This is a genomic window from Intrasporangium calvum (assembly GCF_028446585.1).
Classification (GTDB): domain Bacteria; phylum Actinomycetota; class Actinomycetes; order Actinomycetales; family Dermatophilaceae; genus Intrasporangium; species Intrasporangium calvum_A.
The window spans coordinates 1-21,516 of sequence record NZ_JAPFQL010000031.1; the positions used below are offsets into that span (position 1 = coordinate 1).

Annotated in this window: 26 protein-coding genes; 14 read left to right on the forward strand and 12 right to left on the reverse strand. The window is 70.4% G+C overall.

Features of this window, described 5'->3' with window-relative positions; genetic code table 11:
* The 4 genes from OO014_RS08605 to OO014_RS08620 form a co-directional block, all read right to left on the reverse strand.
* The coding region (locus OO014_RS08605) for a class I SAM-dependent methyltransferase (RefSeq protein ID WP_272461891.1) at positions 1–440 on the reverse strand (440 nt) is incomplete at its 3' end.
* Between the two features lie 22 nt (positions 441–462).
* Positions 463–780, reverse strand: coding sequence for a rhodanese-like domain-containing protein (locus OO014_RS08610; protein WP_272461892.1), 318 nt, complete (start codon positions 778–780; stop codon positions 463–465).
* Positions 781–875: 95 nt separating this feature from the next.
* The gene (locus OO014_RS08615) at positions 876–1,550 is read right to left on the reverse strand and encodes a phosphodiesterase (protein ID WP_272461893.1); all 675 of its coding nucleotides are present in this window, start codon (positions 1,548–1,550) and stop codon (positions 876–878) included.
* Between the two features lie 54 nt (positions 1,551–1,604).
* Positions 1,605–3,014, reverse strand: coding sequence for a protein kinase domain-containing protein (locus OO014_RS08620; RefSeq protein WP_272461894.1), 1,410 nt, complete (start codon positions 3,012–3,014; stop codon positions 1,605–1,607).
* Between the two features lie 119 nt (positions 3,015–3,133).
* On the opposite strand from OO014_RS08620, the gene OO014_RS08625 reads away from it, so the two are divergent.
* From OO014_RS08625 to OO014_RS08635, 3 genes are all read left to right on the forward strand, one after another.
* Positions 3,134–3,397, forward strand: a complete 264-nt coding sequence (locus OO014_RS08625) for a metal-sensitive transcriptional regulator (protein ID WP_272461895.1) — start codon at positions 3,134–3,136, stop codon at positions 3,395–3,397.
* A gap of 26 nt (positions 3,398–3,423) precedes the next feature.
* Complete coding sequence (locus tag OO014_RS08630) at positions 3,424–3,795, forward strand: carboxymuconolactone decarboxylase family protein (protein ID WP_272461896.1); 372 nt, start codon at positions 3,424–3,426, stop codon at positions 3,793–3,795.
* Positions 3,796–3,915: 120 nt separating this feature from the next.
* Positions 3,916–4,092 (forward strand): DUF2510 domain-containing protein, encoded by a 177-nt coding sequence (locus OO014_RS08635; RefSeq protein WP_272461897.1) that lies wholly within the window; start codon positions 3,916–3,918, stop codon positions 4,090–4,092.
* A gap of 251 nt (positions 4,093–4,343) precedes the next feature.
* Here the strand turns inward: OO014_RS08635 and OO014_RS08640 are convergent, their stop codons facing one another.
* Both OO014_RS08640 and OO014_RS08645 read right to left on the reverse strand, forming a co-directional pair.
* Entirely contained in the window at positions 4,344–5,096 is a 753-nt protein-coding gene (locus OO014_RS08640) for an SDR family NAD(P)-dependent oxidoreductase (protein WP_272461898.1), read from the reverse strand.
* Positions 5,097–5,182: 86 nt separating this feature from the next.
* The gene (locus OO014_RS08645; protein WP_272461899.1) at positions 5,183–6,403 is read right to left on the reverse strand and encodes an alpha/beta hydrolase; all 1,221 of its coding nucleotides are present in this window, start codon (positions 6,401–6,403) and stop codon (positions 5,183–5,185) included.
* A gap of 99 nt (positions 6,404–6,502) precedes the next feature.
* Here OO014_RS08645 and OO014_RS08650 point away from each other — a divergent pair, with 99 nt between their 5' ends.
* Both OO014_RS08650 and OO014_RS08655 read left to right on the forward strand, forming a co-directional pair.
* Complete coding sequence (locus OO014_RS08650; protein ID WP_272461900.1) at positions 6,503–6,655, forward strand: hypothetical protein; 153 nt, start codon at positions 6,503–6,505, stop codon at positions 6,653–6,655.
* Positions 6,656–6,672: 17 nt separating this feature from the next.
* Positions 6,673–7,281: a hypothetical protein gene (locus tag OO014_RS08655; protein ID WP_272461901.1), complete on the forward strand. Its 609-nt coding sequence runs from the start codon at positions 6,673–6,675 to the stop codon at positions 7,279–7,281.
* A gap of 21 nt (positions 7,282–7,302) precedes the next feature.
* On the opposite strand, the gene OO014_RS08660 is transcribed toward OO014_RS08655, so the two are convergent.
* Both OO014_RS08660 and OO014_RS08665 read right to left on the reverse strand, forming a co-directional pair.
* The gene (locus tag OO014_RS08660) at positions 7,303–8,040 is read right to left on the reverse strand and encodes a S1C family serine protease (protein WP_272461902.1); all 738 of its coding nucleotides are present in this window, start codon (positions 8,038–8,040) and stop codon (positions 7,303–7,305) included.
* Position 8,041: 1 nt separating this feature from the next.
* The gene (locus OO014_RS08665) at positions 8,042–8,563 is read right to left on the reverse strand and encodes a hypothetical protein (RefSeq protein WP_272461903.1); all 522 of its coding nucleotides are present in this window, start codon (positions 8,561–8,563) and stop codon (positions 8,042–8,044) included.
* A 91-nt stretch (positions 8,564–8,654) separates the two neighbouring features.
* Between OO014_RS08665 and OO014_RS08670 the strand changes: the two genes are divergently transcribed.
* From OO014_RS08670 to OO014_RS08680, 3 genes are all read left to right on the forward strand, one after another.
* Positions 8,655–9,470, forward strand: a complete 816-nt coding sequence (locus OO014_RS08670; protein ID WP_272461904.1) for an adenylate/guanylate cyclase domain-containing protein — start codon at positions 8,655–8,657, stop codon at positions 9,468–9,470.
* Between the two features lie 27 nt (positions 9,471–9,497).
* Positions 9,498–10,460 carry an ERCC4 domain-containing protein gene (locus OO014_RS08675; protein ID WP_272461905.1) on the forward strand — a complete coding sequence of 321 codons (963 nt, stop codon included), beginning with the start codon at positions 9,498–9,500 and terminating at the stop codon, positions 10,458–10,460.
* A 70-nt stretch (positions 10,461–10,530) separates the two neighbouring features.
* Positions 10,531–11,967 carry a lipase family alpha/beta hydrolase gene (locus OO014_RS08680; protein WP_272461906.1) on the forward strand — a complete coding sequence of 479 codons (1,437 nt, stop codon included), beginning with the start codon at positions 10,531–10,533 and terminating at the stop codon, positions 11,965–11,967.
* Between the two features lie 19 nt (positions 11,968–11,986).
* On the opposite strand, the gene OO014_RS08685 is transcribed toward OO014_RS08680, so the two are convergent.
* Entirely contained in the window at positions 11,987–12,595 is a 609-nt protein-coding gene (locus OO014_RS08685; protein WP_272461907.1) for a 2'-5' RNA ligase family protein, read from the reverse strand.
* A 57-nt stretch (positions 12,596–12,652) separates the two neighbouring features.
* Between OO014_RS08685 and OO014_RS08690 the strand changes: the two genes are divergently transcribed.
* Complete coding sequence (locus tag OO014_RS08690; RefSeq protein ID WP_272461908.1) at positions 12,653–12,841, forward strand: hypothetical protein; 189 nt, start codon at positions 12,653–12,655, stop codon at positions 12,839–12,841.
* A gap of 2 nt (positions 12,842–12,843) precedes the next feature.
* Here OO014_RS08690 and OO014_RS08695 read toward each other — a convergent pair whose 3' ends face one another.
* Positions 12,844–13,824 (reverse strand): zinc metalloprotease, encoded by a 981-nt coding sequence (locus OO014_RS08695; protein WP_272461909.1) that lies wholly within the window; start codon positions 13,822–13,824, stop codon positions 12,844–12,846.
* Positions 13,825–14,015: 191 nt separating this feature from the next.
* Between OO014_RS08695 and OO014_RS08700 the strand changes: the two genes are divergently transcribed.
* The 4 genes from OO014_RS08700 to OO014_RS08715 all read left to right on the forward strand — a co-directional run bounded on the left by OO014_RS08700 (position 14,016) and on the right by OO014_RS08715 (position 17,534).
* Positions 14,016–15,524 carry a long-chain-fatty-acid--CoA ligase gene (locus tag OO014_RS08700; protein ID WP_272461910.1) on the forward strand — a complete coding sequence of 503 codons (1,509 nt, stop codon included), beginning with the start codon at positions 14,016–14,018 and terminating at the stop codon, positions 15,522–15,524.
* Positions 15,525–15,703: 179 nt separating this feature from the next.
* Positions 15,704–16,480, forward strand: coding sequence for a hypothetical protein (locus OO014_RS08705; protein ID WP_272461911.1), 777 nt, complete (start codon positions 15,704–15,706; stop codon positions 16,478–16,480).
* Positions 16,477–16,917 (forward strand): phage holin family protein, encoded by a 441-nt coding sequence (locus OO014_RS08710; protein ID WP_272461912.1) that lies wholly within the window; start codon positions 16,477–16,479, stop codon positions 16,915–16,917. Before OO014_RS08705 ends, OO014_RS08710 begins: the two co-directional genes overlap by 4 nt.
* On the forward strand, positions 16,914–17,534 hold the full coding sequence (locus OO014_RS08715) for a DUF3618 domain-containing protein (protein WP_272461913.1): 621 nt from the start codon (positions 16,914–16,916) through the stop codon (positions 17,532–17,534). The genes OO014_RS08710 and OO014_RS08715 overlap by 4 nt, the downstream gene beginning before the upstream one ends.
* Here OO014_RS08715 and OO014_RS08720 read toward each other — a convergent pair.
* The gene (locus tag OO014_RS08720) at positions 17,524–18,810 is read right to left on the reverse strand and encodes an alpha-hydroxy-acid oxidizing protein (protein WP_272461914.1); all 1,287 of its coding nucleotides are present in this window, start codon (positions 18,808–18,810) and stop codon (positions 17,524–17,526) included. The genes OO014_RS08715 and OO014_RS08720 overlap by 11 nt on opposite strands.
* A gap of 32 nt (positions 18,811–18,842) precedes the next feature.
* Positions 18,843–19,640, reverse strand: coding sequence for a DUF4097 family beta strand repeat-containing protein (locus OO014_RS08725; RefSeq protein WP_272461915.1), 798 nt, complete (start codon positions 19,638–19,640; stop codon positions 18,843–18,845).
* Between the two features lie 844 nt (positions 19,641–20,484).
* Here OO014_RS08725 and OO014_RS08730 point away from each other — a divergent pair.
* Positions 20,485–21,492 carry a hypothetical protein gene (locus OO014_RS08730; RefSeq protein WP_272461916.1) on the forward strand — a complete coding sequence of 336 codons (1,008 nt, stop codon included), beginning with the start codon at positions 20,485–20,487 and terminating at the stop codon, positions 21,490–21,492.
* Positions 21,493–21,516 lie beyond the last annotated feature (24 nt).

Consider the following 21,516-nt stretch of genomic DNA (forward strand, 5'->3'; position numbering starts at 1 on the left):
ACGCCGCGTTTGGCATGGTCGGCGGCGGCCGCCACGAGCCGCTCGACGTCGGGATAGCAGCAGACGACGCGGTGCATGACGACGAAGTCGTGCGGCTCGGCGACCTCGCCGTCGACTGCGATGTCGCCGAGCCGTCTCGTCATCCGGTCCGCGGTGCCCGCCTCGGCTGCCAGAGCCCCGGCCTCGGCGTCGTAGGCGGGACTCAGCTCCAGGTTGGTCGTGCGGGCCGCGCCGCGCCGGAGCAGCTCGAGCTGGATCTCACCGACGCCACCGCCGACCTCGAGGACGGTGGCGCCGGCGACGCCTTGGGCGACGAGCCAGTCGACGATCCGGCGCGAGGGCCGGTCCAGGCCCCGCTTGCGATAGCGCTTGGCGACATGACGGGCGAAACGTGCCCCGAAGACCCGGTCACAACCCCTGGCGTCACAGCAGCCGGCCATGCTTCGAGCATAGGCCCGACGGTCAGGCGGGACGCGGTCCCGCGACGACCGGGCGTCCCGACTGGGCCCAGGCCGAGGTTCCTCCATCCACGGACCGGGCGTCGATCCCGGCGCGGCGGAGGAAGTCGGCCATCGCCTGGCTCCGGTTCCCCGTGGCGCAGATGACATAGGTGGTGCGGCTCTTGTCCAGCTCGTGCAGGCGCGAAGCCAGCTGGCCCATCGGCATGAGCACGGCTCCGGGCACGTGGCCCCCGACGTATTCCATCGGCTCTCGGACGTCAACCACGGGCGCACCGTCGGCGTGGGCGGCAGCGAGCTCGGTGATGGTGGCGTTCGGCATTGCGGTGGGTCCTCCGTTGTCGTTCGGCTAATACCCCGGGGGGTATGGTCGTCGATGCCAACGGTAAGGGATGCCGATGCATTCCCCAAGGCGGCTCAGTGCGTGCGACGGCCCAGTCGACGGGCCAGGCGGTAGGCCGGCTCGCGCAGCTCGCTGACCCACGTCGGCGGGGCGGTCCCCTCCAGCCGGCGAACGAGTGGGTCGAACCGCGGCGAGGCCCCTTGGACCTCGACCCCCAGCTCGATGATGCCGACCGGGCGCCACGAGCCGCCATCGAGCCCGATGCTCAGCTCGTACTGCCGGGGTACTGCACCATGGGTCTCGCCGATCGGCCGAACGAGGAGCAGGAGCGAGGATGTGCCCGCCCGGACCGGGAGCAGCGTCGTCATCGGTTCGCTCAACGGCTCTCTGGAGAGCCGGAGCAGGTGTCGGCCGAGTCTGCTGGTGCCGGTGTTGGCGAAGAGGACGTCGGCGGGGCCGCACCCCGGCCCGGCCCGATCCACCCGCAGGGCAAGACCGCCGATGTCCCACCACCCGGAGGGCAGGCTCATCGCGCGGGACAGCCGGACCAGGCCTTCGTGCTGGCCACGCTCGGAGAACAGCCGCACACCGCTGTCCGGCATCGGGACGTCGATCCGGAGCCTCGCGCGGTAGGTCCGACCCGCTGCGTGCAGTGGCTTGGTCCGGGTGACCGCGGCCACCACCCCCAGCGCTCCCGCGAGCGCTCGACCGGCGGCCTTGGCGCCGGCCTCCACCGTGGCTGTCGTCATGCCTGCCTCATACCCGCGTGCAACGGGCTCCTCACGCGAAGGAGGGCCGGCGGGTCAGATGAGGCCCTCGAGTGCCTCGAGCGCGGCGGAGATCATGTCGTGGCCGGTCTCGGAGAGGTCGCCCTTGTCCGCGAGGTCCTCGAGGCGCTTCTCCAGGTCGTCGAACTTCTTGCCCAGCTGGTCCTCGTTGTCCCGGGCGAGCTGCTTGGCCAGGTCATCGAGCCGCTTGCCGAGATCGTCGGCGGCCTTTTCCTCCAGGCCGCCGAATGTCTCGACCGTCGAGATGACGCCGCGCACCGCCTCCACGGCGCGCGCCGCCGCCGCTCGGGGACCCTCGCCGGCGACCGGCGGAGCGGGCGGTTCGCTCCCGCGGACCTCGGTCGGCGTCGGCGTGGTGGGTGACGGCACCGACCGCTGCGAGGTGGGAGCGGTGGCGGTAGCGGTGGCCGGCGGTTCGTCCGGGCCACCCCAGGACAGCCAGAAGACGCCCGCCACGACGGCGAGCAGCAACAGTGCGGCGACGACCGGCCAGGCGGAGCGCCGCGACGGACGAGGAGACCCGTGGCGGGGGGTGGCCATCGGCACCGTGGCATCGGTGACGGGCAGGACCCGCGTCGCGGCCAGGTCACCCGCCGCCGAGAGTCGTGGGATGGCCGCGAGTCGGCGGAGGCGCTCCACGACCTCGCGAGCGGACGAGGGTCGGGCTGCCGGATCCTTGGCGAGGAGCTCTGCGACGAGGCGGTCGAGCCCCGGGTCCACGGTCGGGCGGCGGTCCGAGACCCTCGGTGGGTCAGCACTCAGGTGCTGGTGGGCGATGGCAAGAGCCTGGTCGCCGTCGAAGGGCGGGTGGCCGGTCAGCATCGTCATGAGGACGCAGCCGAGTGCGTAGAGGTCGGCGCGCGCGTCGACGGCGCGGCCCGCAGCCTGCTCGGGGGCGAGGTAGGGTGCGCTGCCGAGGACCGTGTGAGCCCCCGTGAGGCCGCTGGCCTCCTCGAGCCGGGCGATACCGAAGTCGACGACGCGCACGCTGCCGGACCCGTCGAAGACGATGTTGGCGGGCTTGATGTCGCGGTGGACGATGCCCACCTCGTGCGCGGCAGCCAGTCCGGCTGCGACCTGGGTGGCGATGGTGACCGCCTGCGCCTCGGGGAGGGCGCCCCGGTCCGCGACGTGCCGCGCCAGGTCGGGCCCGGGCAGCAGCTCCATGACGATGTAGGCGAGGCTGCCGTCCGCCCCGGCGTCGTGGATCAGCACCACGTTGGGATGACTGAGCGACGCCGCCGCCTGCGCCTCCCGCCGAAAGCGCTCGAAACCCACCGTGTCGTCGGGCGCGAAGGGGCAGACCTTGATCGCGACCGCCCGCTGCAGCACGCGGTCCGTCCCGGCGAAGACCTGGCCCATCCCGCCAGCGCCGATGGCCCGATCGACGACGTAGCGACCGGCGAGGATGTGCCCTGCTTCCATCCCTCCATCCTCCTGCATCCACCGTGCACCCCGCTCTGCCCGGTTGCGCACCTATCCCCCCGGGGGGTTATTGTCGAACCGAACCACCATGGTTCGCACACCCGTCAGGAGGGCGCAGGATGCAGCTCGACCAGCAGTCGATGACCGCAATTCGCAACCGCACCAAGCGCGCTCACGGCCACCTCGGCAAGGTCATCTCGATGATGGAGGACGACGCGGATTGCCAGGACATCGCTCTGCAGCTGTCCGCGGTCATCAAGGCCCTCCAGCGCGCCGGTGTCGTGCTGATGACCGACGGGATGAAGGCGTGCTTCGAGTCGGGGCAGGGCCCGGACGACGCGGAGCTGCAGCAGTTGCAGAAGCTGTTCCTCAGCCTGGCTTGAGCCGGCACCATCACGAAAGGCACATCATGACCGACACCGCCGCCCCGCAGACCGCCCACTCGCACGGCAAGCAGGTGCTGCAGGACATCGCACCGCTCAGCCGGTCGCTGCGCCAGGCCATCCCGGACGTCTACGCGGGCTTCAGCGAGCTGCACAAGGCGGCGCTGGCCCCGGGTGCACTCGACACGCGGATGAAGGAGCTCATCGCCCTGGCCATCGCCGTGGCCGAGGAGTGCGACGGCTGCATCGCCTCCCACGCGCGTGGCGCCGCCCGAGCGGGGGCCACCCGCCAGGAGGTCGCCGAGGCGATCGGCGTCACCATCCTCATGACCGGGGGCCCGGCGACGGTCTACGGCCCGCGGGCGTTCGCTGCCTTCGAGGACTTCCTCGACGCCTGACCGGCACGCATCGGCGCCTTTCCCCCCGCCGTTCGGCCGTCCGGACTACGGTGGCTTGCGGACGGGGGGATCGGTGCTGCCTCCCGCGCGAAGGACGGACGCACCACCAACGGAGGAACCATGTCGACCATGCCGGAGCAGCCCGACGCCCGAGTGCCTCAGGCGGGGTGGTACCCGGATCCCGCCGGCAAGCCGATGTCGCGCTACTGGGACGGCACCAGCTGGACCGATCAGCTCGCACCGCTCACCACCTCTGCAGCCGGCCAGCTCGGGACCGCATCGACCTCATCATGGTGATCGTGGGCGCGTTCCGGGACAAGCAGGGGCGACTTCTCGTCAACTGGTGACCACCGGGTCTACCGACCCGAGACGGTGACGACGATTCGAGTGGTCAAGGTCGCCCAACGACTCGGCTGCACGCTCGGAGCAGCACATGACCGCCGACAACTGGGACCCGTGGAACTACGGCGAGAACGTCTACGGCGCACGACAGGAGGTGTGCCGGCCTGAGGACCGGCGCACCTCCCTGCTTTGTCCTGGGCCGCCGGTCAGCGGGCGATGTAGCCGCCGTCGATGTAGAGCTCGAGCCCGGTGACGAACTTGGCGTCGTCGCTCGCCAGGTAGGCGACGCCCGCGGCGATGTCCTCAGGCTTGCCGAGGTGGCCCATCGGGGTGAGGGCCGTCATGGTGTTCCAGTACTCGGTGCCCTTGGTGGGCTCGAGGATCGGCGTCTCGATGAAGCCGGGGTGGATCGAGTTGACCCGGATGCCGTCGGTGGCCCAGTAGAGGGCGGCGTTCTTGGTCAGGGTGCGGACGGCGCCCTTGGCCGCGTGGTAGGCCGGGGAGGTCCCGAAGCCGCCGCTCGTCCCGAAGATCGAGCTGATGTTGATGACGGCGCCGTTGCCCGACTTCTTCAGGTGGGGCGCGGCGGTCTTGAGGCCGAGGAAGACACCGGTCTGGTCGATGGCGACGGTGCGGTTCCACTCCTCGATGGTGGTGTCCTCGATCGTCTTGAGGTCGCCCATGCCGGCGTTGTTGACGAGGATGTCGAGGCTACCGAACTCCTCGACAGCCTTGGCGGTGGCCACCTCCCACTCGGACTCGCTCGTCACGTCGTGCTTGACGAAGAGGGCCTTCCCGCCGGCCTCGCGGATCTCGGCGACGGTGGCCTCGCCGGCCTCGGCCGCGATGTCGGTGATGACCACTGCGGCACCCTCTCGGGCCAGGCGCTGAGCCGTCGCCTTGCCGATCCCGCTCGCTGCTCCGGTGATGAGGGCAACGCGGCCTTCGAGCCTGTTCATGGTGCAACTCCCTGCTGTCGTTTCCGACGATGGTGGCTGGATAGTTGAAAGTTTAACAATATCCAGCCACCACCTATTCCTCGGGTTCACGAGGTCCGCAGGAAGTCGGCCACCTCCTGATTCCACCGCATCGGGTCGAAGTTCCAGGACTCCGTGTGAAGCGCGTCAGGGAACTCGACGAGCCGCACGAGTCCCGGTCGCGCGTCCACCAGCCGCTGCGAGGTGCTGACCGGGGTCGCTCCGTCTTCCGTCCCATGCGTGACGAGCGCCGGCACCCGCAGCCACGACGCGTCATCGAGATAGTCCACTGCCGCCCAGTCGACCCCATAGCGCCACGTCGTCAGGAGCTGGGCCGACCAGAGGATGGGATCGGGCACGGCGAGGCCTCCGGGCAACGCTGCCCGGGCACCGTGCTTCACGGCGTCTCCCAGTGACAGCATCGGGGCGTCGAGGACGACCCGGGAGACCACAGCGGCCCAGTCGGAGTTCTCGAGGAACGCGGCGACGATGGCGCCGCCCATCGACTGGCCGACGAGGACGATGTCACTGGCACCCCGACCCATGGCCCAGGCGACCGCCGCATCGAGGTCCGCCCACTCCGTGGCCCCGTACTGCAGCCGGCCCGACGGGTCCTTGGGCGCGCCGAGGTCGTTCCGATAGGTGATGTCGAGGACGGGGAGGGCGAGCCCCTGGGCCACGTCGACGAAGCGGAGGCCGTTCTCACGGATGCCGTTCTGGCCGTGCACGAAGATGGCCATCCGCTGTGGCGAGACGGCCCCGTTGGGGAAGTACCACGCGGGCGCCTCACCGATCAGGACGTCCTGGCGGGTCAGGCCCATCGCCTCCGTGTCGGAGGCGAGCCAGTAGGCCCGCTCGAGGCCTGCCTGCTGCCCGATCGACGGCGCTGTGCCGGAGACGACGACCAGGTCGCGCGTCACCGACCCGTCGGGGTTGCTCGTTGCGGGTCCGATGAGTCCGTGTCCGCCCTCCCAGACCAAGGCGTACCGGCCCGCGGAGTCGAAGGCCTCGTTGGCGTCGGGTCCCTTCTTCAGCGTGACCTGCGAGCCCGTCACGGCGACGACCTCGACGTCGTCGTAGCCCGGGAGCGGCTGCCCCGGCGTCGACTGGAGCGCTCCGGAGTAGATCCGTCCGGAGAAGTACCAGCCGCCCACGCCCAGCACGACGAGCAGCAGGGCCACGACGGTGATGACCAGCCGCCGCAGCCAGTGGCGGTGGTGGCGACGGGTCGGGACGGGCGGGCGATGCCGCGATGCGGATGGTTTCTCGGGCGCCGGGATCGTGGTCATGGCGCCACCTCCTCTGTCTGAGTCCCTGCGTCAACGCTCTCGTCGCACGGGGTCGGCCCGCCAGAGGCGAAGGTCCCCGGGGTCTCGTGGTTCACACTGGTGGTGCTCACGGCCGCGCCGGCAGGAGCCGGCCAGCCGCGGAGCTACCACACCATCACGTCGGGCCACGGGTTCGCCTTCCTCGAGACCACGACCGACTGCGAGCGGACCGAGGCGGCGGAGTTCTACCCGTGCTTCGGCTTCCCCGGGTGACGGGGCACAATCGTGGGATGAGCGAGCCCGGACAGGACGACAGGTTCGTCAACCCCACGGTGGGCAAGAAGTTCTGGATCAAGCACACCTACGACGTCCTCGTCGAGACCGCCGAGCGCTACAACGCCGTGCTGACCTATGCCGAGCTGGCCGATGAGGTGCAGCGCCGGTCGGGTCTGCACACCAACGCCCAGACGCGCGCCTGGGTCGGCGACCTGCTCAAGATGGTCGCCCACGCCAACCACCTGCGCGGCGAGCCACCGCTGGCTGCCCTGGTCGTCCACACCAAGGACGGGCAGGTCGGCGCCGGCTTCGACGAGGTGCTGCGGCTCGAGGGCAGGACGGTCACGGACCCGCACGAGCGGGAGCACCGTGCGGCGGTGGCGCGGCTCGAGTGCTATCGGCACTGGTCGGACGACGTGCCGCCCGACGCGGAGCCCACGCTGGTGACGCCGAGGCGGGCGAGCACCCCGGTGCGGAGCGCCGCGGGTGGCACGAAGGCGGCCCCGAGCCGGCCCGTCCGGTCGGCCCCGCGCCAGCGGGTCCAGGAGGAGCGTCGCGGCGGGGTCTGCCCCAGCTGCTTCATGGAGATGCCGGTGACGGGCGTCTGCCCCAACTGCGCCTGAGCCCTCCCCGGGCTGGCAGTCTCAGTCGTCGCAGTCCGTCTTCGAGGCGAACGCCTCTGGCTGCTCGAGCAGGTCCTCGAGCACGTCGATGGGGACGGCGTAGGTGCGCCCGGGACCGGTCGAGGCGTAGACCACGCCGACGAGCTCGCCGGAGATGTCGACCAGAGGGCTCCCGGAGCTGCCGTGCTCGACCGGTGCGGAGTTGAGCAGCATCGGCAGGTCGGACTTGGCCACGGGGTCGGCGCGGTAACCGAGCACCTGTCCGTCCGTGGTCGTGAGCGGGCCACCGAGGGGGTATCCGACCGCCGTCACCGTCTGGCCGACCTCGGGGTTGCCGGGCGCCAGGGTGATCGAAGCGGGCAGCCGTTCCCTGGTTCGGACGATGGCGAGGTCGGCCACCGTCGCGGCGCCTGAGGTCCGGACGTCGATGTCCGTGCCGTCGAAGGTGCTCACCTCCAGGGTCGTGGCGCCCGCGACCACGTGCCGGTTGGTCACGAGCACCCGTTCGCCGATCGCGAACCCCGACCCGGTCCGCACACCCCCGCAGCCGATGCTGCGGATCCGCAGCGCGGCCCGCTCGAGGTCGGTGAAGCCCTCCAGCTGGGGCTCGCCTGCCTCGAGGTCGACGGACGTGGTGGGGGTCACCGCACGCACGGTCTCCGACCGGGCTTCTGGTGGCGCGACCGGCGCCAGCTCTGCACACCCCGCCGTCGTCACCATGAGGACCAGCCCCGCGGTGACGAGGCCGGTGCGCACCACCTCAGTCACCCTCGAGCCAGGTGACGAACGCGTCGCTCGCCGCCTGCGCCCGGTCGCAGCCGACGTTGATCTCCTCGGCCACCCTGAGGACGACGGACGGATCGTAGCTGTCCAGGTCGATGAGGTAGTCCTGCAGCTCCTGGAGCCCGGCGACGCACTCGTCGAGCTGGACCGCGACGCTCCGGGAGCGTTGCACGGCCGTCCCGAGCACGCCGACGGTGTCGCCGGCCTGGGCCTTCTCGTCGGCGAGGTCGCGGATCCGCTTCGCCGCGTCGTTGTACTTCCCGCTGACCTCGTCGAGGGAGTCCTTGGTCTCCGCGAGCGCCGCCTGGGACGCGTCAAGGAGCCCCTGGACCTGCTGGCGCTGGGCGGTCATGTCAGCCAGCTCGGCGGAGAGCTGCTGCGACCTGACCTGCCACTCGCGCGCGGAGTTGTTGGAGTAGACGTATGCCGCTGAGCTCGCTCCCAGCGCCAGCACGAGCAGGCACGTGGTGACGATCCAAGCGATCCGGCGGTCCCCCATATGGGACATCGTGGCCCAGTTCGCCCGGACACACACGCGATTCGGAGGGAACGTGTGACCTGCGCCACAGGGGCGCCGTATCGTCGTCCGCATGGGTGGGTCGGACCAGAAGTGGACCCCGGAGGACGTCCGCCTCTACATGATGGGCGTGCACCCCGGTTTGGCGGAGCAGCGGGCCCGCTTCAGGCGGTTCCCGAGCGAGCCCCGGTGCAAGCTGTGCATGGTCCCCTTCGGGGGGATCGGCGGCGCGGCGTTCCGGCTCCGGGGCTTCGCCAGGTCGTCGAACCCGCTGCTGTGCACCAAGTGCACGACCGAGCTGGGCAAGAGCGGCCTGAGCGGGGTCGAGATCCCGTGCACCCTGCTCTTCTCGGACGTCCGGGGCTCGACCGCTCTCGGTGAGCGGATGACCCCATCGGACTTCCACGCCTTCCTCGACCGCTTCTACAAGATCGCGACAAAGGCGATCGTCGACCACGACGGCGTCGTCGACAAGCTCGTCGGGGACGAGGTCATCGGCCTCTTCTTCGGTGGGGTGAGCGGTCCCGACCACGCCGGCGCGGCGATCCGGGCGGCCCTCGACCTGGCCGACCGGGCCGGACTGGCGAGAGCCACGCCGATGGGGCCGATCCCGATCGGCACCGCGGTCCACACCGGCGACGTGTTCGTCGGGGCCACGGGCGAGCACGGCACGGTCGAGGACTTCACCGCGCTGGGCGACGCGGTCAACACGACGGCGCGGCTCGCCTCCGCCGCCGGTGCGGGCGAGGTCCTCGTCAGCTGCACGTCGGGCCGGGCGGCGCACCTGCCCATCGAGGACCGCGAGCACCGCCTGCTGGAGATCCGCGGCCGGAGCGAGCCCATCGAAGTTGTCGTCCTGCGCGGTGCGGGCAGCGGCGTCACGGCCTGAGCAGGCCCGAGAGGGCAGACTGTGGTCGTGCCCGACGACTTCCTCGTGGCCCGCAACCCGGAGCAGGACAGCTCGCTGCCCTATCTCGTGCGCATCCCCCTCGGCGCGGACGGGATAGTCCTCAAGGCCCGGGAGACGTGGCCGCGCACGAGCAAGGTCTACTGCCACCGCGCCCCGGAATGGCCTGCCGACGCCGAGATCGTCGAGCGGGTGCCCACCCGGGTCTGCACGAGCCGCGGCGCCGCCATCGACCTCGTGCTCGACCGTGGCCGGGAGAACCGGTCCCAGTTCGTGCTCGCCCGGGCCAAGGGAAGGCAGGTCATCTTCTGGCAGACCCCCCGAACGGCCAAGCAGGCACGACCCAACGTGCGCATCCCCACGGCCCGCCCCGACCCCGACGAGCTGGAGATCCTCGTCGACAGCTACGAGCGCTACGCGTGGAAGTTCAGCCGCCAGCACGCCACCACCCGCACGACGCCACTGTCCGTCGGGGACTACGCCGTCGAGCTCGATGGCACCGTCGTGGCCGTCGTGGAACGCAAGTCGCTCCAGGACCTGTCGTCGAGCCTGCTCAACGGGAAGCTGAGGTACGCGCTCGCCGAGCTCAGCGGCGTACGGCATGGAGCAGTGGTCGTCGAGGACAAGTACTCCCACGTGTTCTCGCTCAAGCACGTGCGCCCCGCGGTGGTGGCCGACGCGATCGCGGAGAGCCAGGCGCGCTACCCGACCGTGCCGATCATCTTCTGCGAGACACGGGCTCTGGCCCAGGAGTGGGCGTTCCGTTTCCTCACGGCGGCCCTGCATCAGGCCCGCCTCGAGGCCGGCGCCGGCGCCCACCTGGACGACCTCGAGCCGGCGGGACCGGTGCCGCCCCGCGAGCCGACGACCGCCGAGGTGCGCGCCTGGGCTCTGGAGCAGGGGCTCGCGGTGAGCGACCGCGGCCGGCTGCGACCGGAGGTCTGGGAGGCCTTCCGGGCCGCGGCTCGTTGACCGAATCGGTGGCACGGTGCCGGACCTCGTGGCACCGTTGACGAATGGGGGCTGAAGCGGGGGACCTGACATGAACAACAACAACGACGTCGTCGTCGTCCTGCCCGGCATCATGGGCAGCACGCTCGGGGTGCGGGGGGCGGACGGCTCGCCGGCCGCTGACCACCTCTTCTGGGCGCCATCAGGCGGTGCGATCTGGAAGCTCATCAGGCGCCGGGACAGCATCCTCGACCACGAGCTGCCCGAGGGGATCGGCGACGAGCACCCGGGGGACGGCGTCGAACCGGTCGGCCTCATGCCGGACGTCCACGCGATCCCCGGAATCTGGACGCCGCTGAAGGGCTACGACGTCCTCGTCAACCAGCTCCGATCGCTGGGCTACCACGAGGCGACCGGCGACCGCCCCGCCAACCTCGTTCTGGCGCCGTACGACTGGCGCCTGTCCAACCGCTACAACGGACAGCGGCTGGCGACGGTGGTCGAGCCCGCGCTCGAACGCTGGCGGGCGCAGGGCGGGCCGTATGCCGACGCCCGCCTCGTCTTCGTCTGCCACTCGATGGGCGGGCTCGTCGCGCGGTGGTACGTCGAGAAGTGCGGCGGCCACGAGGTGACGCGCAAGCTGATCACCCTCGGCACGCCCTGGCGCGGCGCCACCAACGCGATCGAGCAGCTGGTCAACGGCGTGCGCAAGGGCATCGGGCCCCTGTCGATCAACCTGACCGGCTTCGCCCGCAGCCTGCCGTCGCTGCACCAGCTCATGCCGGAGTTCGCCTGCATCGCCGATGGATCCGAGTATCTGAAGACGACCGAGACGACAGTCCCCGAGCTGCGCACCGACATGGTGGCCGACGCGATGGCGTTCCACACCACGCTGCAGGAGGCTGAGCGGGCCCGCGCCGACAGCAGGGGGATGGCCCACCTGATCGTCGGGATCCGCCAACCGACCAACACGACGGTCCGGTTCTCCGGCGGGCGCGCGACGGTGTCGGAGAGCTTCGGGGCGGAGAACGACTTCGGCGACGGGACCGTCCCGCTCGCCGGCGCCATCGGGCATGACGAACGGCTCGACACCAACATCGCGGTCCGGGTGCCCGAGAACCACAGCGCCCTGCAGTGCAACCGGTTCGTCCTCGACCAGGTCCAGGAGCTCCTGACCGCGGCGCCCGTGCGGCGCCGGGATCTCTCCTCGGTCAACGTCCGGGCGCGGGTCCCCGACCTCGTCGTCGAGGGCGAACCGCTCGAGGTCGACGTCAGCGCCGAGATGGATGCTGATGCGGGGCCCCTCGCCGCTGGGGCCGTCCCGGCCTCGCTCGAGGTCACGGTCCACACCGAGAAGGGGCGGGTCCTCGCCCGCGAGGTCGTTGCCATCAGCAACGGCGGCGACACCCGGGCGTCCTTCGCCGGCCTGCCGCCGGGGACGCACACCGTGACCGTGACCGGGACGGACCCCGGCGCCGGGGTCCGGCCGGTCACCTCGTCGGTGCTGCTCTGGCCGGCCACCCCCTGAGCCGGTGCCGCTCGCCCCGTCAGGGCACGCCCGGCAGCGGCCAGGCCTCTCCCGTCGAGCTGTCGATGAGGGCCGCCCGCTCGACCGTGCCCGTCAGGGGCAGGACGTCCGCGACCTCCTTGACGACTACGGCGAGCGCCTCCCCTGAGGCCCGCGTGGCAACCGAGACGTGCGGCACCCACCGGCCGGGCGCATAGTGTCGGTGCAGCATCCCGCCCGCGGCCACCACGGCGCCGGCGACCGCGTCCTGCCGGGCGGCGACGTCGGCGGGAACCGCGGGGGCCAGCGCCGCCCGCCCGCGCGGGAAGGCCACCGTGCCCTGGAAGCTCACCTCGAAGCCGCCCTTGTCGGGCAGTTCCTCGAGCGCTGCCCGGACCCCGACGAGATCCCACTCGAGCAGCACCGCATAGGACAGGTGCGGATGGTGCCGACCGTGGGTGTGCGACTGGAGGGTCCGGACGCCCTTGGCCTCCAGGCGCGCCCACAGCTCCCGGACCAACCGGTCGGTTCTCGGGTCAAAGAGGAGGCACACAGCGAGAGCCACCCCCTCAGGGTGCGACATTCGCGCAGCCGGCGGAAGCACCGGAGCCGTATGCCGCTGAGCCAGCTCAGCGGCATACGGCGTCATGAGGGAGACTGTGGCCCGGCCCGTCACGAGACGGGCCACGGACCGAGGAGGGAATGGGTGAACCGGCACTGGAGGCTGCCGATCGGGATCCTCCTCATCCTCATTGGTGCGCTGTGGACGCTCCAGGGCCTCGGCTACGTCGGCGGCAGCATGATGACTCGCGTCGCCGTGTGGGCCGTGATCGGCCCGGTGGTGACCCTCGTCGGAGTCCTCTTCGTGCTGCGGTCACGCAACCCTCCGGACTGACGTCAGCCCTTGCCACCCGCGCGGAAGGCCAGCCAGCCGTCGCTCATCCGGTCAGCCTGGCCCTGCGTGAACATCTCCATGCAGAGATCCATCGTGTAGTCCATGAAGTTGCGGATCGGGTCGAGGCCCTCCGCCGCACACGTGTCGGCACCCACGGGGCAGTTGAACTGGGGCACGGCCTCCTTCGGCGTGTCCGCGACGAAGTCACCCGAGGCCGAGCAGCCGTTGTTGAAGGTGTGGTGCAGGAGCAGCCAGTGGCCCACCTCGTGGGTCAGGGTGTCGCCGTAGGCGTACTTGCCGGCGGTCCCGCCCGGCATCGACTGGTCGAGGATGACGACGCCGTCGATGAAGTCGCGCCCGGTGCTGTAGTCCTTCGGGAAGTAGGCCCAGCCGAGCAGGCCGCCGCCGATGTCCGCGGAGTAGACGTTGAGCGTTTCGGAGTCGCCCTCGTGCAGCGCCTGCTTCATGTCGCGCTCGGTCTTGCCGGGCGTGACGTTGTACCAGTCGGCGTCGACGACCCAGTTCAGGTCCTGCTCGAGGTCGAGCTCGAAGCGGAACGGCGTGTCGGCTGCGTCCGCCGCCGTCGCACCCGAGAAGGCGTCGTTGAGCACCTTCATCTGGGCCTCGATCATGCGCTGCATGCTGCGCTTCTCCTGGGCGGTCCACTCGTCGCCCGAGATGGCGTGGAAGACCGTCCGGACCTTGACGCTGCCGGCGGGCAGCGTGGCCCGGTCGGGCAGCGTGCCATAGGCCTTGGCCTCGTTGTCGGGGAAGAGCTTCGGCTCCTTCGCGGCGGCGCCGTCGCGGACGCGCGCAAAGTCCGCGAAGCCGCCCGTCTCCTCGCACTCCGCGGAGGCGGAGGACGTGCTGACGCCCGACTCGATCGGGGCTGCGGTGACGGCGGGTGTCGCGCCGCTCACGACGATGGCGGCGGCCGTGGCCGTGCCGAGGAGCGCGAGCCGCGCCTGGGTCCTGCTGAGCATCGATGTGGCCTTTCGCTTCGAGGGGTCTCCGGTGGGAGGACGAGGCGACGCTACTCGCGCGGCCGACCCAAGTGGCGCTTGACGAGGTTTCGATTGGAACGGGCGTGGTCGTGACCGATCCGACACCCGACGAGCGCGAATTCGCTGCATGATGGCTCTGGTACTCGCCGGTAGGTCTCAAAGGAGTCCACATGACCAATCTCGCCACCAACCTCGTCGCCACCGCCACGCGGTTGCCCGACAAGCTCGGCATCAAGCTCGACCAGGCCGAAATCAGTTGGGGCCAGCTGCACGCAGCCGCCGCCAAGGTCGCGGGACAGCTGCGGGAGGCCGGGCTCCAGCCCGGTGACCGCGTCTCCCTGATCCTCCCCAACGTCCCGGCCTACCCCGTCCTCTTCTACGGCACCCTGATCGCCGGCGGCATCGTCGTGCCGATGAACCCGCTGCTCAAGAGCGGCGAGATCGCCTACTACTACCAGGACGCCGGCACGAGCTTCTCGTTCGTCTGGCCGGACTTCGCCGAGGAAGCCCGCAAGGCAGCGCAGATCGCGGCCGGCGAGGGCGTCCACACCCAGGTCATCGAGTGCACCGCGATGGGTCCGGCGTCCGGTGCGCTGCCGGACGCGGACCCGCTGGCCGAGGCGGTCGAGCGGGCCGACGACGACACCGCGGTGATCCTCTACACGTCGGGGACGACCGGCAAGCCCAAGGGCGCCGAGCTGACCCACTTCAACCTGCATCGCAACGCCGAGCGGTCCTGCGACGACATCATGGAGATGGGCGAGGACGACGTCATCATGGGGTGCCTGCCCCTCTTCCACGTCTTCGGACTCACCTGCGGACTCAACACCAGCGTCCTGCGCGGCTGCACGCTGACACTCATCCCCCGCTTCGACCCCGCGAAGGCGCTCGAGGTCGTGGGCCGCGACCACGTGACCATCTTCCAGGGCGTGCCGACGATGTATGCGGCGATGCTCAACCACCCCGACGCCGACGGAGCCGAGACGAGCAGCCTGCGCACCTGCGTGTCGGGTGGCTCGGCGCTGCCGGAGGCGGTCATGCGCAACTTCGAGGCGAAGTTCGACGCGCAGATCCTCGAGGGCTACGGCCTGTCCGAGACGTCCCCGGTCGCCTCCTTCAACATGCCGGACCGGCCGACCAAGCCGGGCACCATCGGCCGCGCCATCCCCGGCTGCGAGATGAAGCTCGTCAACCTCGACGGCACCGACACGGCGCCCGGAGAGATCGGCGAGATCGCCATCCGCGGCGAGAACGTCATGAAGGGCTACTGGCGCAAGCCCGATGCGACGGCTGAGGCCATCCCGGACGGCTGGTTCCGCACCGGGGACCTCGCGACCGTCGACGAGGACGGCTACTTCACCATCGTCGACCGCAAGAAGGACATGATCATCCGCGGAGGGATGAACGTCTATCCGCGTGAGGTCGAGGAGGTCCTCTACACCCACCCCGACGTCCTCGAGGCGGCCGTGGTGGGCATCCCGGATGACGTGATGGGTGAGGAGATCGGCGCGGCCGTGGCCCTGCGGCCCGGGTCGGAGACGACGCTCGACGAGGTGCAGGACTACGTCAAGGAGCGGATCGCCGCCTACAAGTACCCGCGTCACCTCTGGCAGCTCGACGAGCTGCCGAAGGGCCCCACGGGCAAGATCCTGCGGCGCGAGGTTCGCCCGCCCGCCTGACTCCGCCCACCACGCCGGAGAGGCCGCATCCCGCCAGGGGTGCGGCCTCTTCGTCGTTAGGCCTGCTCCACCCCGGGGTAGTGGGAGCGAAGCGTCCGAGGCCCCCAGCAGCGCGGGCTCAGCGCACCCATTCACGTGGCGTGGTGGACGACTGCGTCGCGAACCAAGGAGGAGGACACATGTCCCAGTTCACCAACGGACCGACGTCCGGGAGCCTGGACGACACGGGCCTTTCCAACACGTATCCGACGAGCACGACCGGCACCTTGGGCACGACGGGCAGCCCGAACGGGGCCGATGCATCCGGCTCCCGGACCGAGGCCGCCAAGGAGGCCGGCAGGGAGACGGCCCACGTTGCCCAGGGCGAGGCGAAGCACGTCGCCGAGACGGCCAAGGAGGAGCTCGGCAACGTCACCTCGACGGCGACCGAGCAGATGCGCCGACTCATGGACCAGTCCCGGTCGGAGCTGACCGACCAGGCCCGCTCGCAGCAACAGCGGCTGACCACCAACCTGCGCAGCCTCACGGACGAGCTGGACTCCATGGTCGGCGCCGGTCAGCCGGGTGTCGCCCATGACCTGGTGCGCCAGGTGTCGCAGCAGGCGCGAACGCTCGGCGACTGGCTCGACGGCAACGAGCCGGGCGCCGTCCTCGACGAGGTGAAGCGCTTTGCCCGGCGCAAGCCGGGGACGTTCCTTGCCGTGGCGGCAGGGCTCGGCTTCCTGTCCGGCCGGATGACCCGCGGCCTGTCGGCCGCGTCGCAGGAGGATGGTGCGAGCGCCCCCGGCGCGTACGCGTCGACGGGCACCGCCGAGCCCGTGCTGGACGGACCGCTGGCCACGACCGGCGCGACGGCGACGTCCTCGACGGCTCCCACGGCTCCCACGGCTCCGACGGGTGCAGCCGACCCGCTCGCCGGCACTGACGGGTGGCTTGATCGAGGTGACGCCCGATGATCGACGCTTCCGGCGCACGCGGGGCACCGCCCCACGAGACGACCGACGACCTGCCGGGTGAGCCGCTGAGCTCCCTCGGGGACGTGGTCGCCGACATCGCCAAGGACCTGTCGACACTCGTCCGCCAGGAGACCGAGCTGGCGAAGGCCGAGCTGCGTGAGTCCGCGAAGCGAGCCGGCAAGGGGTCCGGCCTCCTCGGCGGCGCAGGGCTCGCCGGGTGGTTCGTCCTGCTGTTCCTCTCGCTCGCCCTGTGGTGGGCGATCGGGGACGCCGTCGGCCTCGGCTGGTCGGCGCTCGTCGTCGCCGTCGTCTGGGGCATCGCCGCCGCCGTCATGTACTCGATGGGCCGTGGAGAGCTCAAGCGGGTGCAGGGCCTGCCGAAGACCACCGAGACCGCAAAGCACATTCCCGACGCACTGAAGGGGAACGAATCATGAGCGACCACGAGACCGAGCGGCTGCGCACCGAGGTGGAGCGCACCCGCCAGGACCTGAGCGACAACGTCAACCGGCTCGGCACCACCGTGTCGCCGAGCACCATCGCGGAACGGCAGAAGGCCCGCATGGGCCAGAAGGTGTCGAGCTGGCGCGACCGGATCATGGGCGCCGCCGAGAGCGCGAAGGAGTCGACCATGGGCACAGCTCACGGCATGTCGGACAGCGGCCACTCTGCCGTCGAGAGCGTGCAGGGCACGGCGCACGACATGAAGTACAAGGCGCGCCAGCAGGCTCAGGGCAACCCGCTCGCCGCAGGCGTCGTCGCCCTCGCGGCCGGCTGGCTCGTGGGCTCCGTCCTGCCGGCCTCCGAGAAGGAGAAGCAGGCGGCCGCGGCCGTGAAGGAGCAGGCGCAGCCTCTCGTTGAGCAGGCGACCGCGGAGGTCAAGGCGGCCGGCAGCGAGATGGCCGAGCACCTGAAGCAGCCGGCTCAGGAGGCCGTCGAGGAGGTCAGGTCCGCCGCCAGCGACTCCGCTGCGGAGGTCAAGGCGCAGACGCAGACCGCGGCAGACTCCGTGCGCACGGAGGCCGAGCAGCAGGCCCGCGACGTCAGGAGCTAGGCGACTCGCTCCCGGACCGAATCTCGGCGATGGCCCTCACCCCGGTGAGGGCCATCGTCAGGTCCAGCTCCGCGAGGAGATACTCCATCACCGCGCGAGCCCCGGAGCCGCCACCGACGGCGAGACCGAAGACCCAGGGCCGGCCGATGAGCACGGCGTCAGCTCCGAGCGCCAGCGCCTTGTAGACGTCCGCACCGCTGCGGATGCCACTGTCGAAGAGCACCGGCACCGCCCCCGCCACCTGCCCCAGCACCGCTGGTAGCGCGCGGAGCGAGGCGATCGCACCATCGACCTGCCGGCCCCCGTGGTTGGACACCACGATCCCGTCCATGCCGAGGTCGACGGCCCGACGTGCGTCCTCCGGGTGCTGGATTCCCTTGAGCACCAAGGGCATCCGGGTCAGCTCCCGAAGGCGGCCAAGGTGCTCCCAGGTGAGGGACGGCCGGGAGAACACGTCGAGGAAGGTCTCGACGGCCGCGCGCGGCAGCGGCGAGCGCAGGTTGGCCCGGACCGGCCCCGGCCAGTGCCGGGCCATGGAAAGGGCTGCCGCGACCGCTGCCCGTGTCGGCCGGGGCGTCGGCTCCGCCGGGGTGGCCGGGTGCGCCACTCGCTCCTCCACCAGCCGCCGGAAGACCGGATCGCTGACGTACTGGGCGATGCCCTCGGCCCGGGTGAACGGGAGGCTGCCGAGGTCGAGGTCCAGCGTCCGCCAGCCCAGGGTGTGCGTGTCGAGGGTGACCATGAGGGCGTCGCAGCCGGCGGCCTCCGCGCGCCGCACGAGGGAGTCGACGAGGTCGTCGTTGCTGCTCCAGTAGAGCTGGAACCAGCGGGGGCAGTCGCCGAGGGCGGCAGCGGTGTCCTCCAGGGGCGCCGACCCCTGGGTGGAGATGACCACGGGGAGGCCGAGCTCCCGCACGCCCTCAGCCAGCTCGAGGTCGGCCCGCGGATGGGCCAGCTCCAGCGCGCCGACCGGGGCGAAGAGGAGCGGAGCGGGCAGCGTGCGGCCGAACAGCTCGACGGACAGGTCCCGCGTGGAGACGTCAACGAGCATCCTCGGCACGATCGGGAAGTCGTCGAATGCGGCGCGGTTGGCGGCGTCGGTGCGCTGCTGCCCGGCTCCCCCGGCCAGGTACGCCCACGCCCGCGGGCTCAGCCTGCGCCGGGCGGCCTGCTCCAGTGCCCGCGGTTCCACCGGGACACGGGGGCGGCGCCCGAAGAGCCCTTCCCGATAGATCCGGCTCTGGACTCGCCGACCCACGCTCTCCTGCTCGCTCATGCTCCCCAGCATGGCCGTCCCAGGCCGGGGGGTCACTCGATGTCGACGTCTCCGGAGCCGGTCCGGACCGTGATGACCTGGCGCGCACTCGGGTCGGAGGCGAGGTCGAGGTTCTGGTTACCCGACCCGGTGTCGACGTCCAGGCGGTACTGCTCTCCGGCAGCAGCCTCGATGGACACATCTCCTGATCCCGTCCGAACCTCCAGTGCCGCAGGCCCGGACCTCAGCTCCAGGTCCACGTCCCCGCTGCCGGTCGTCATCGTGACGTCCCCGCTCACCAGGTCGCGGGTCTCGACGTCGCCGGACCCGAGATCCAGCCGGATCGTCCCGAGGCTGCCCACCAGGAGGACGTCACCGGAGCCGCCCTCGACCGTCACGGCTGTCGGGTCGGGGACACGGACGGCGTAGTCGATGCCGCAGCGCCAGGCGAGCCCCGCGCACTCGGCGCCGCGGATGGTGACTGCCGACTCCTCCCAGGACTCGTCGGCGCTGGGCTTGGCCCCGCCCAGGCCCCACCGGTGCGTGCGGGTGATCTCGATCGTGCCGGCGGGGGCTCCGCCGGCCACCTCGACCTCGCTCGAGCCGGCCTCGATGGTGATCGTGGCCGCCGTCGAGCGGCGCACCTCGGTGCGGGTCTCGGACTGGACCAGACCTCCGCCGCTCGCGACGACCAGGGCGAGTCCGACACCGGACAGGGCGACCCACGGTAGGCGAGAGCGGCGAACCCGTCGGACGGAGGCTGCGCGAGGCGGACCCGGCGGGTCCGGCGGGTTCGGCGGGCCGGCGGCGTGGGCCGGCCGGTCGTCCGGCACGTTCGTGGCGGGAGGCATGGTCGGACGCGGGAGGAACGGCCCCTGTGGCGAGGTGCCTTCGCCCGGCGGTGGAGCGCTCGGTGTGGAGGTCACCGGACCACCGTAGGCACGGCCTCCCGGACGCGCCACGGGTTAATTCATGGCGCTGCGCAACCAGTGACATGATCGGGCCTTCGGTGCATTCGGATCATCGATGTAGTCCACTCGACCCACGTACCAAGCGTAGCGGTGGGGTGAGCTGCCGATTCCAGGGTGGGAACCGCAGCCGCGTTGAGGCGAACAAGTCGCAGGCAGCGCGACTGGGCGCCGGCGCAAGCCGCGCAACACCCTCGGCCTCCAGCGTCTCGGCCATCAGGCGACCACATCCTTCCCGGCCCCCTTGGGGGCCAGAAAGGACTGTCTCGCACCTTCGCTCGTAGGCGACGTGGGTCATCCGCTCGTCATAACCGCACTCTCGCGTACTGCCGCTTAAACGCAATTAAGTGAAGGCTAACATTCAAGAGTTGGCAAAGACTTGGTCAAACGCGTTTGACTGCGAGCCATCCAGCTTTGACCCTGTGAGGGCAGGGGTCCACGGGGGACCTCGGGAGTACATTGAGGTCGTTGCATGGTCCATCGACGCAGTAGGCCAACGTCGAGACGGGGCTGGGACCGGCTCGCCGTTGTGGGGCTGGTGACCGCGGCCGCGTTGGTCGCACCACAGGCTCAGGCATCGCCAGCGGCGCACGCAGGCGCGAGGGCAGCGTCGTTCAGCGGGGGCGAAGCGCTACGAGGTATCGTTCGCGGCGCGTCGCACGGGCAGTTCGCGGTGTACGCGTGGCCTTCTTCGGATCGACTCGGGTCGGCGGCAGAAGGTGCGGAGATGGCTATGCACCTGATCCAGAAGGGCAGCTTGGGCGCTGGTGGGCGGTTCAATGTCTTCATAGAGGCCGCCCACCTGCCACCCGGCGTGGTGACAGGCAATGGCCAAGTCGACCTCCAGATCGTTGTCACGGATGGGCAGCGTGAAGCCACATGGTCTACGACAGTCGCGCAGGTCGGTGGAAGGTGGAACACCACAATGGCGCACGCCTCTAAGAGAGGCGCCCCAGACGAGGTGACCCTTGACCTGGTGGCTCAAACCGCGGAGCAGGCGTCTGATGCGCGAGCCAAGCAGATCGACCACGGGCCTATGACGATCGGAGACGCAAGGAGGGCCAGGGTAAAGCTCGCCACGAGCGACAAGAACCTGAGCGTCATGCCCATCGGGAAGGGCCACTTCCGCGGCTCGGGAATCGGGTACTCGGCGAGCGACATTTGCGGCACAATCACAGGCACCACGTACTACGGGCTCCGGGAGCACTTCGCGACGCTGTACGGCTGGTCCGGCGCCACTGGTGAAGTGGACTTCGAGACGGGTAGCGCGCACACGCTCGGTGTTGGTGTCACCGGCCCAGATTTCGGTATGAAGCAATCCGGGACCGCCACCATCAGCACCAGTGTCGGGGCCACTGCGACTAATATCGCGGATGCGATGGTGAGGAACTGGGTGAACTATCGCGACTACAAGAATACGTGTACCCAGTACGTTTATCGTAAGCCGGTGAGCTTCAACGCGCTGCTGCCATCAGGTGACTTCACGCGCACGGCGGACTACAACTACAGCGCCAGTTGCGCGCCCTATTCTGCGGGCACCACCGTCTGGAAGAACAACGCCACCAACTACACTTACAGTGCCGGTGTGGACATTGGTCCGATCAACGTTTCGGCGCACTCCGGTTGGACCTCCGCAACCAGAATGAGGTTCGCGGTCACTGCGCCTTCCTACCTTTGCGGCAGTACTCCCAAGGGGTGGGCTGCCTCGGCTGGATCAAGCTCAAAGCCTCGATGACTCAGATCAAGTTCCGGCGGTGCC

Bases quoted from the DNA above. Each gene is read 5' to 3' on its own strand.
- OO014_RS08610 (WP_272461892.1), bottom strand. From the start codon at position 780: ATGCCGAACGCCACCATCACCGAGCTCGCTGCCGCCCACGCCGACGGT.
- OO014_RS08615 (WP_272461893.1), bottom strand. From the start codon at position 1,550: ATGACGACAGCCACGGTGGAGGCCGGCGCCAAGGCCGCCGGTCGAGCG.
- OO014_RS08620 (WP_272461894.1), bottom strand. From the start codon at position 3,014: ATGGAAGCAGGGCACATCCTCGCCGGTCGCTACGTCGTCGATCGGGCC.
- OO014_RS08625 (WP_272461895.1), top strand. From the start codon at position 3,134: ATGCAGCTCGACCAGCAGTCGATGACCGCAATTCGCAACCGCACCAAG.
- OO014_RS08630 (WP_272461896.1), top strand. From the start codon at position 3,424: ATGACCGACACCGCCGCCCCGCAGACCGCCCACTCGCACGGCAAGCAG.
- OO014_RS08635 (WP_272461897.1), top strand. From the start codon at position 3,916: ATGTCGACCATGCCGGAGCAGCCCGACGCCCGAGTGCCTCAGGCGGGG.
- OO014_RS08640 (WP_272461898.1), bottom strand. From the start codon at position 5,096: ATGAACAGGCTCGAAGGCCGCGTTGCCCTCATCACCGGAGCAGCGAGC.
- OO014_RS08645 (WP_272461899.1), bottom strand. From the start codon at position 6,403: ATGACCACGATCCCGGCGCCCGAGAAACCATCCGCATCGCGGCATCGC.
- OO014_RS08655 (WP_272461901.1), top strand. From the start codon at position 6,673: ATGAGCGAGCCCGGACAGGACGACAGGTTCGTCAACCCCACGGTGGGC.
- OO014_RS08665 (WP_272461903.1), bottom strand. From the start codon at position 8,563: ATGGGGGACCGCCGGATCGCTTGGATCGTCACCACGTGCCTGCTCGTG.
- OO014_RS08670 (WP_272461904.1), top strand. From the start codon at position 8,655: ATGGGTGGGTCGGACCAGAAGTGGACCCCGGAGGACGTCCGCCTCTAC.
- OO014_RS08680 (WP_272461906.1), top strand. From the start codon at position 10,531: ATGAACAACAACAACGACGTCGTCGTCGTCCTGCCCGGCATCATGGGC.
- OO014_RS08685 (WP_272461907.1), bottom strand. From the start codon at position 12,595: ATGACGCCGTATGCCGCTGAGCTGGCTCAGCGGCATACGGCTCCGGTG.
- OO014_RS08695 (WP_272461909.1), bottom strand. From the start codon at position 13,824: ATGCTCAGCAGGACCCAGGCGCGGCTCGCGCTCCTCGGCACGGCCACG.
- OO014_RS08700 (WP_272461910.1), top strand. From the start codon at position 14,016: ATGACCAATCTCGCCACCAACCTCGTCGCCACCGCCACGCGGTTGCCC.
- OO014_RS08705 (WP_272461911.1), top strand. From the start codon at position 15,704: ATGTCCCAGTTCACCAACGGACCGACGTCCGGGAGCCTGGACGACACG.
- OO014_RS08710 (WP_272461912.1), top strand. From the start codon at position 16,477: ATGATCGACGCTTCCGGCGCACGCGGGGCACCGCCCCACGAGACGACC.
- OO014_RS08715 (WP_272461913.1), top strand. From the start codon at position 16,914: ATGAGCGACCACGAGACCGAGCGGCTGCGCACCGAGGTGGAGCGCACC.
- OO014_RS08720 (WP_272461914.1), bottom strand. From the start codon at position 18,810: ATGAGCGAGCAGGAGAGCGTGGGTCGGCGAGTCCAGAGCCGGATCTAT.
- OO014_RS08725 (WP_272461915.1), bottom strand. From the start codon at position 19,640: ATGCCTCCCGCCACGAACGTGCCGGACGACCGGCCGGCCCACGCCGCC.
- OO014_RS08730 (WP_272461916.1), top strand. From the start codon at position 20,485: ATGGCTATGCACCTGATCCAGAAGGGCAGCTTGGGCGCTGGTGGGCGG.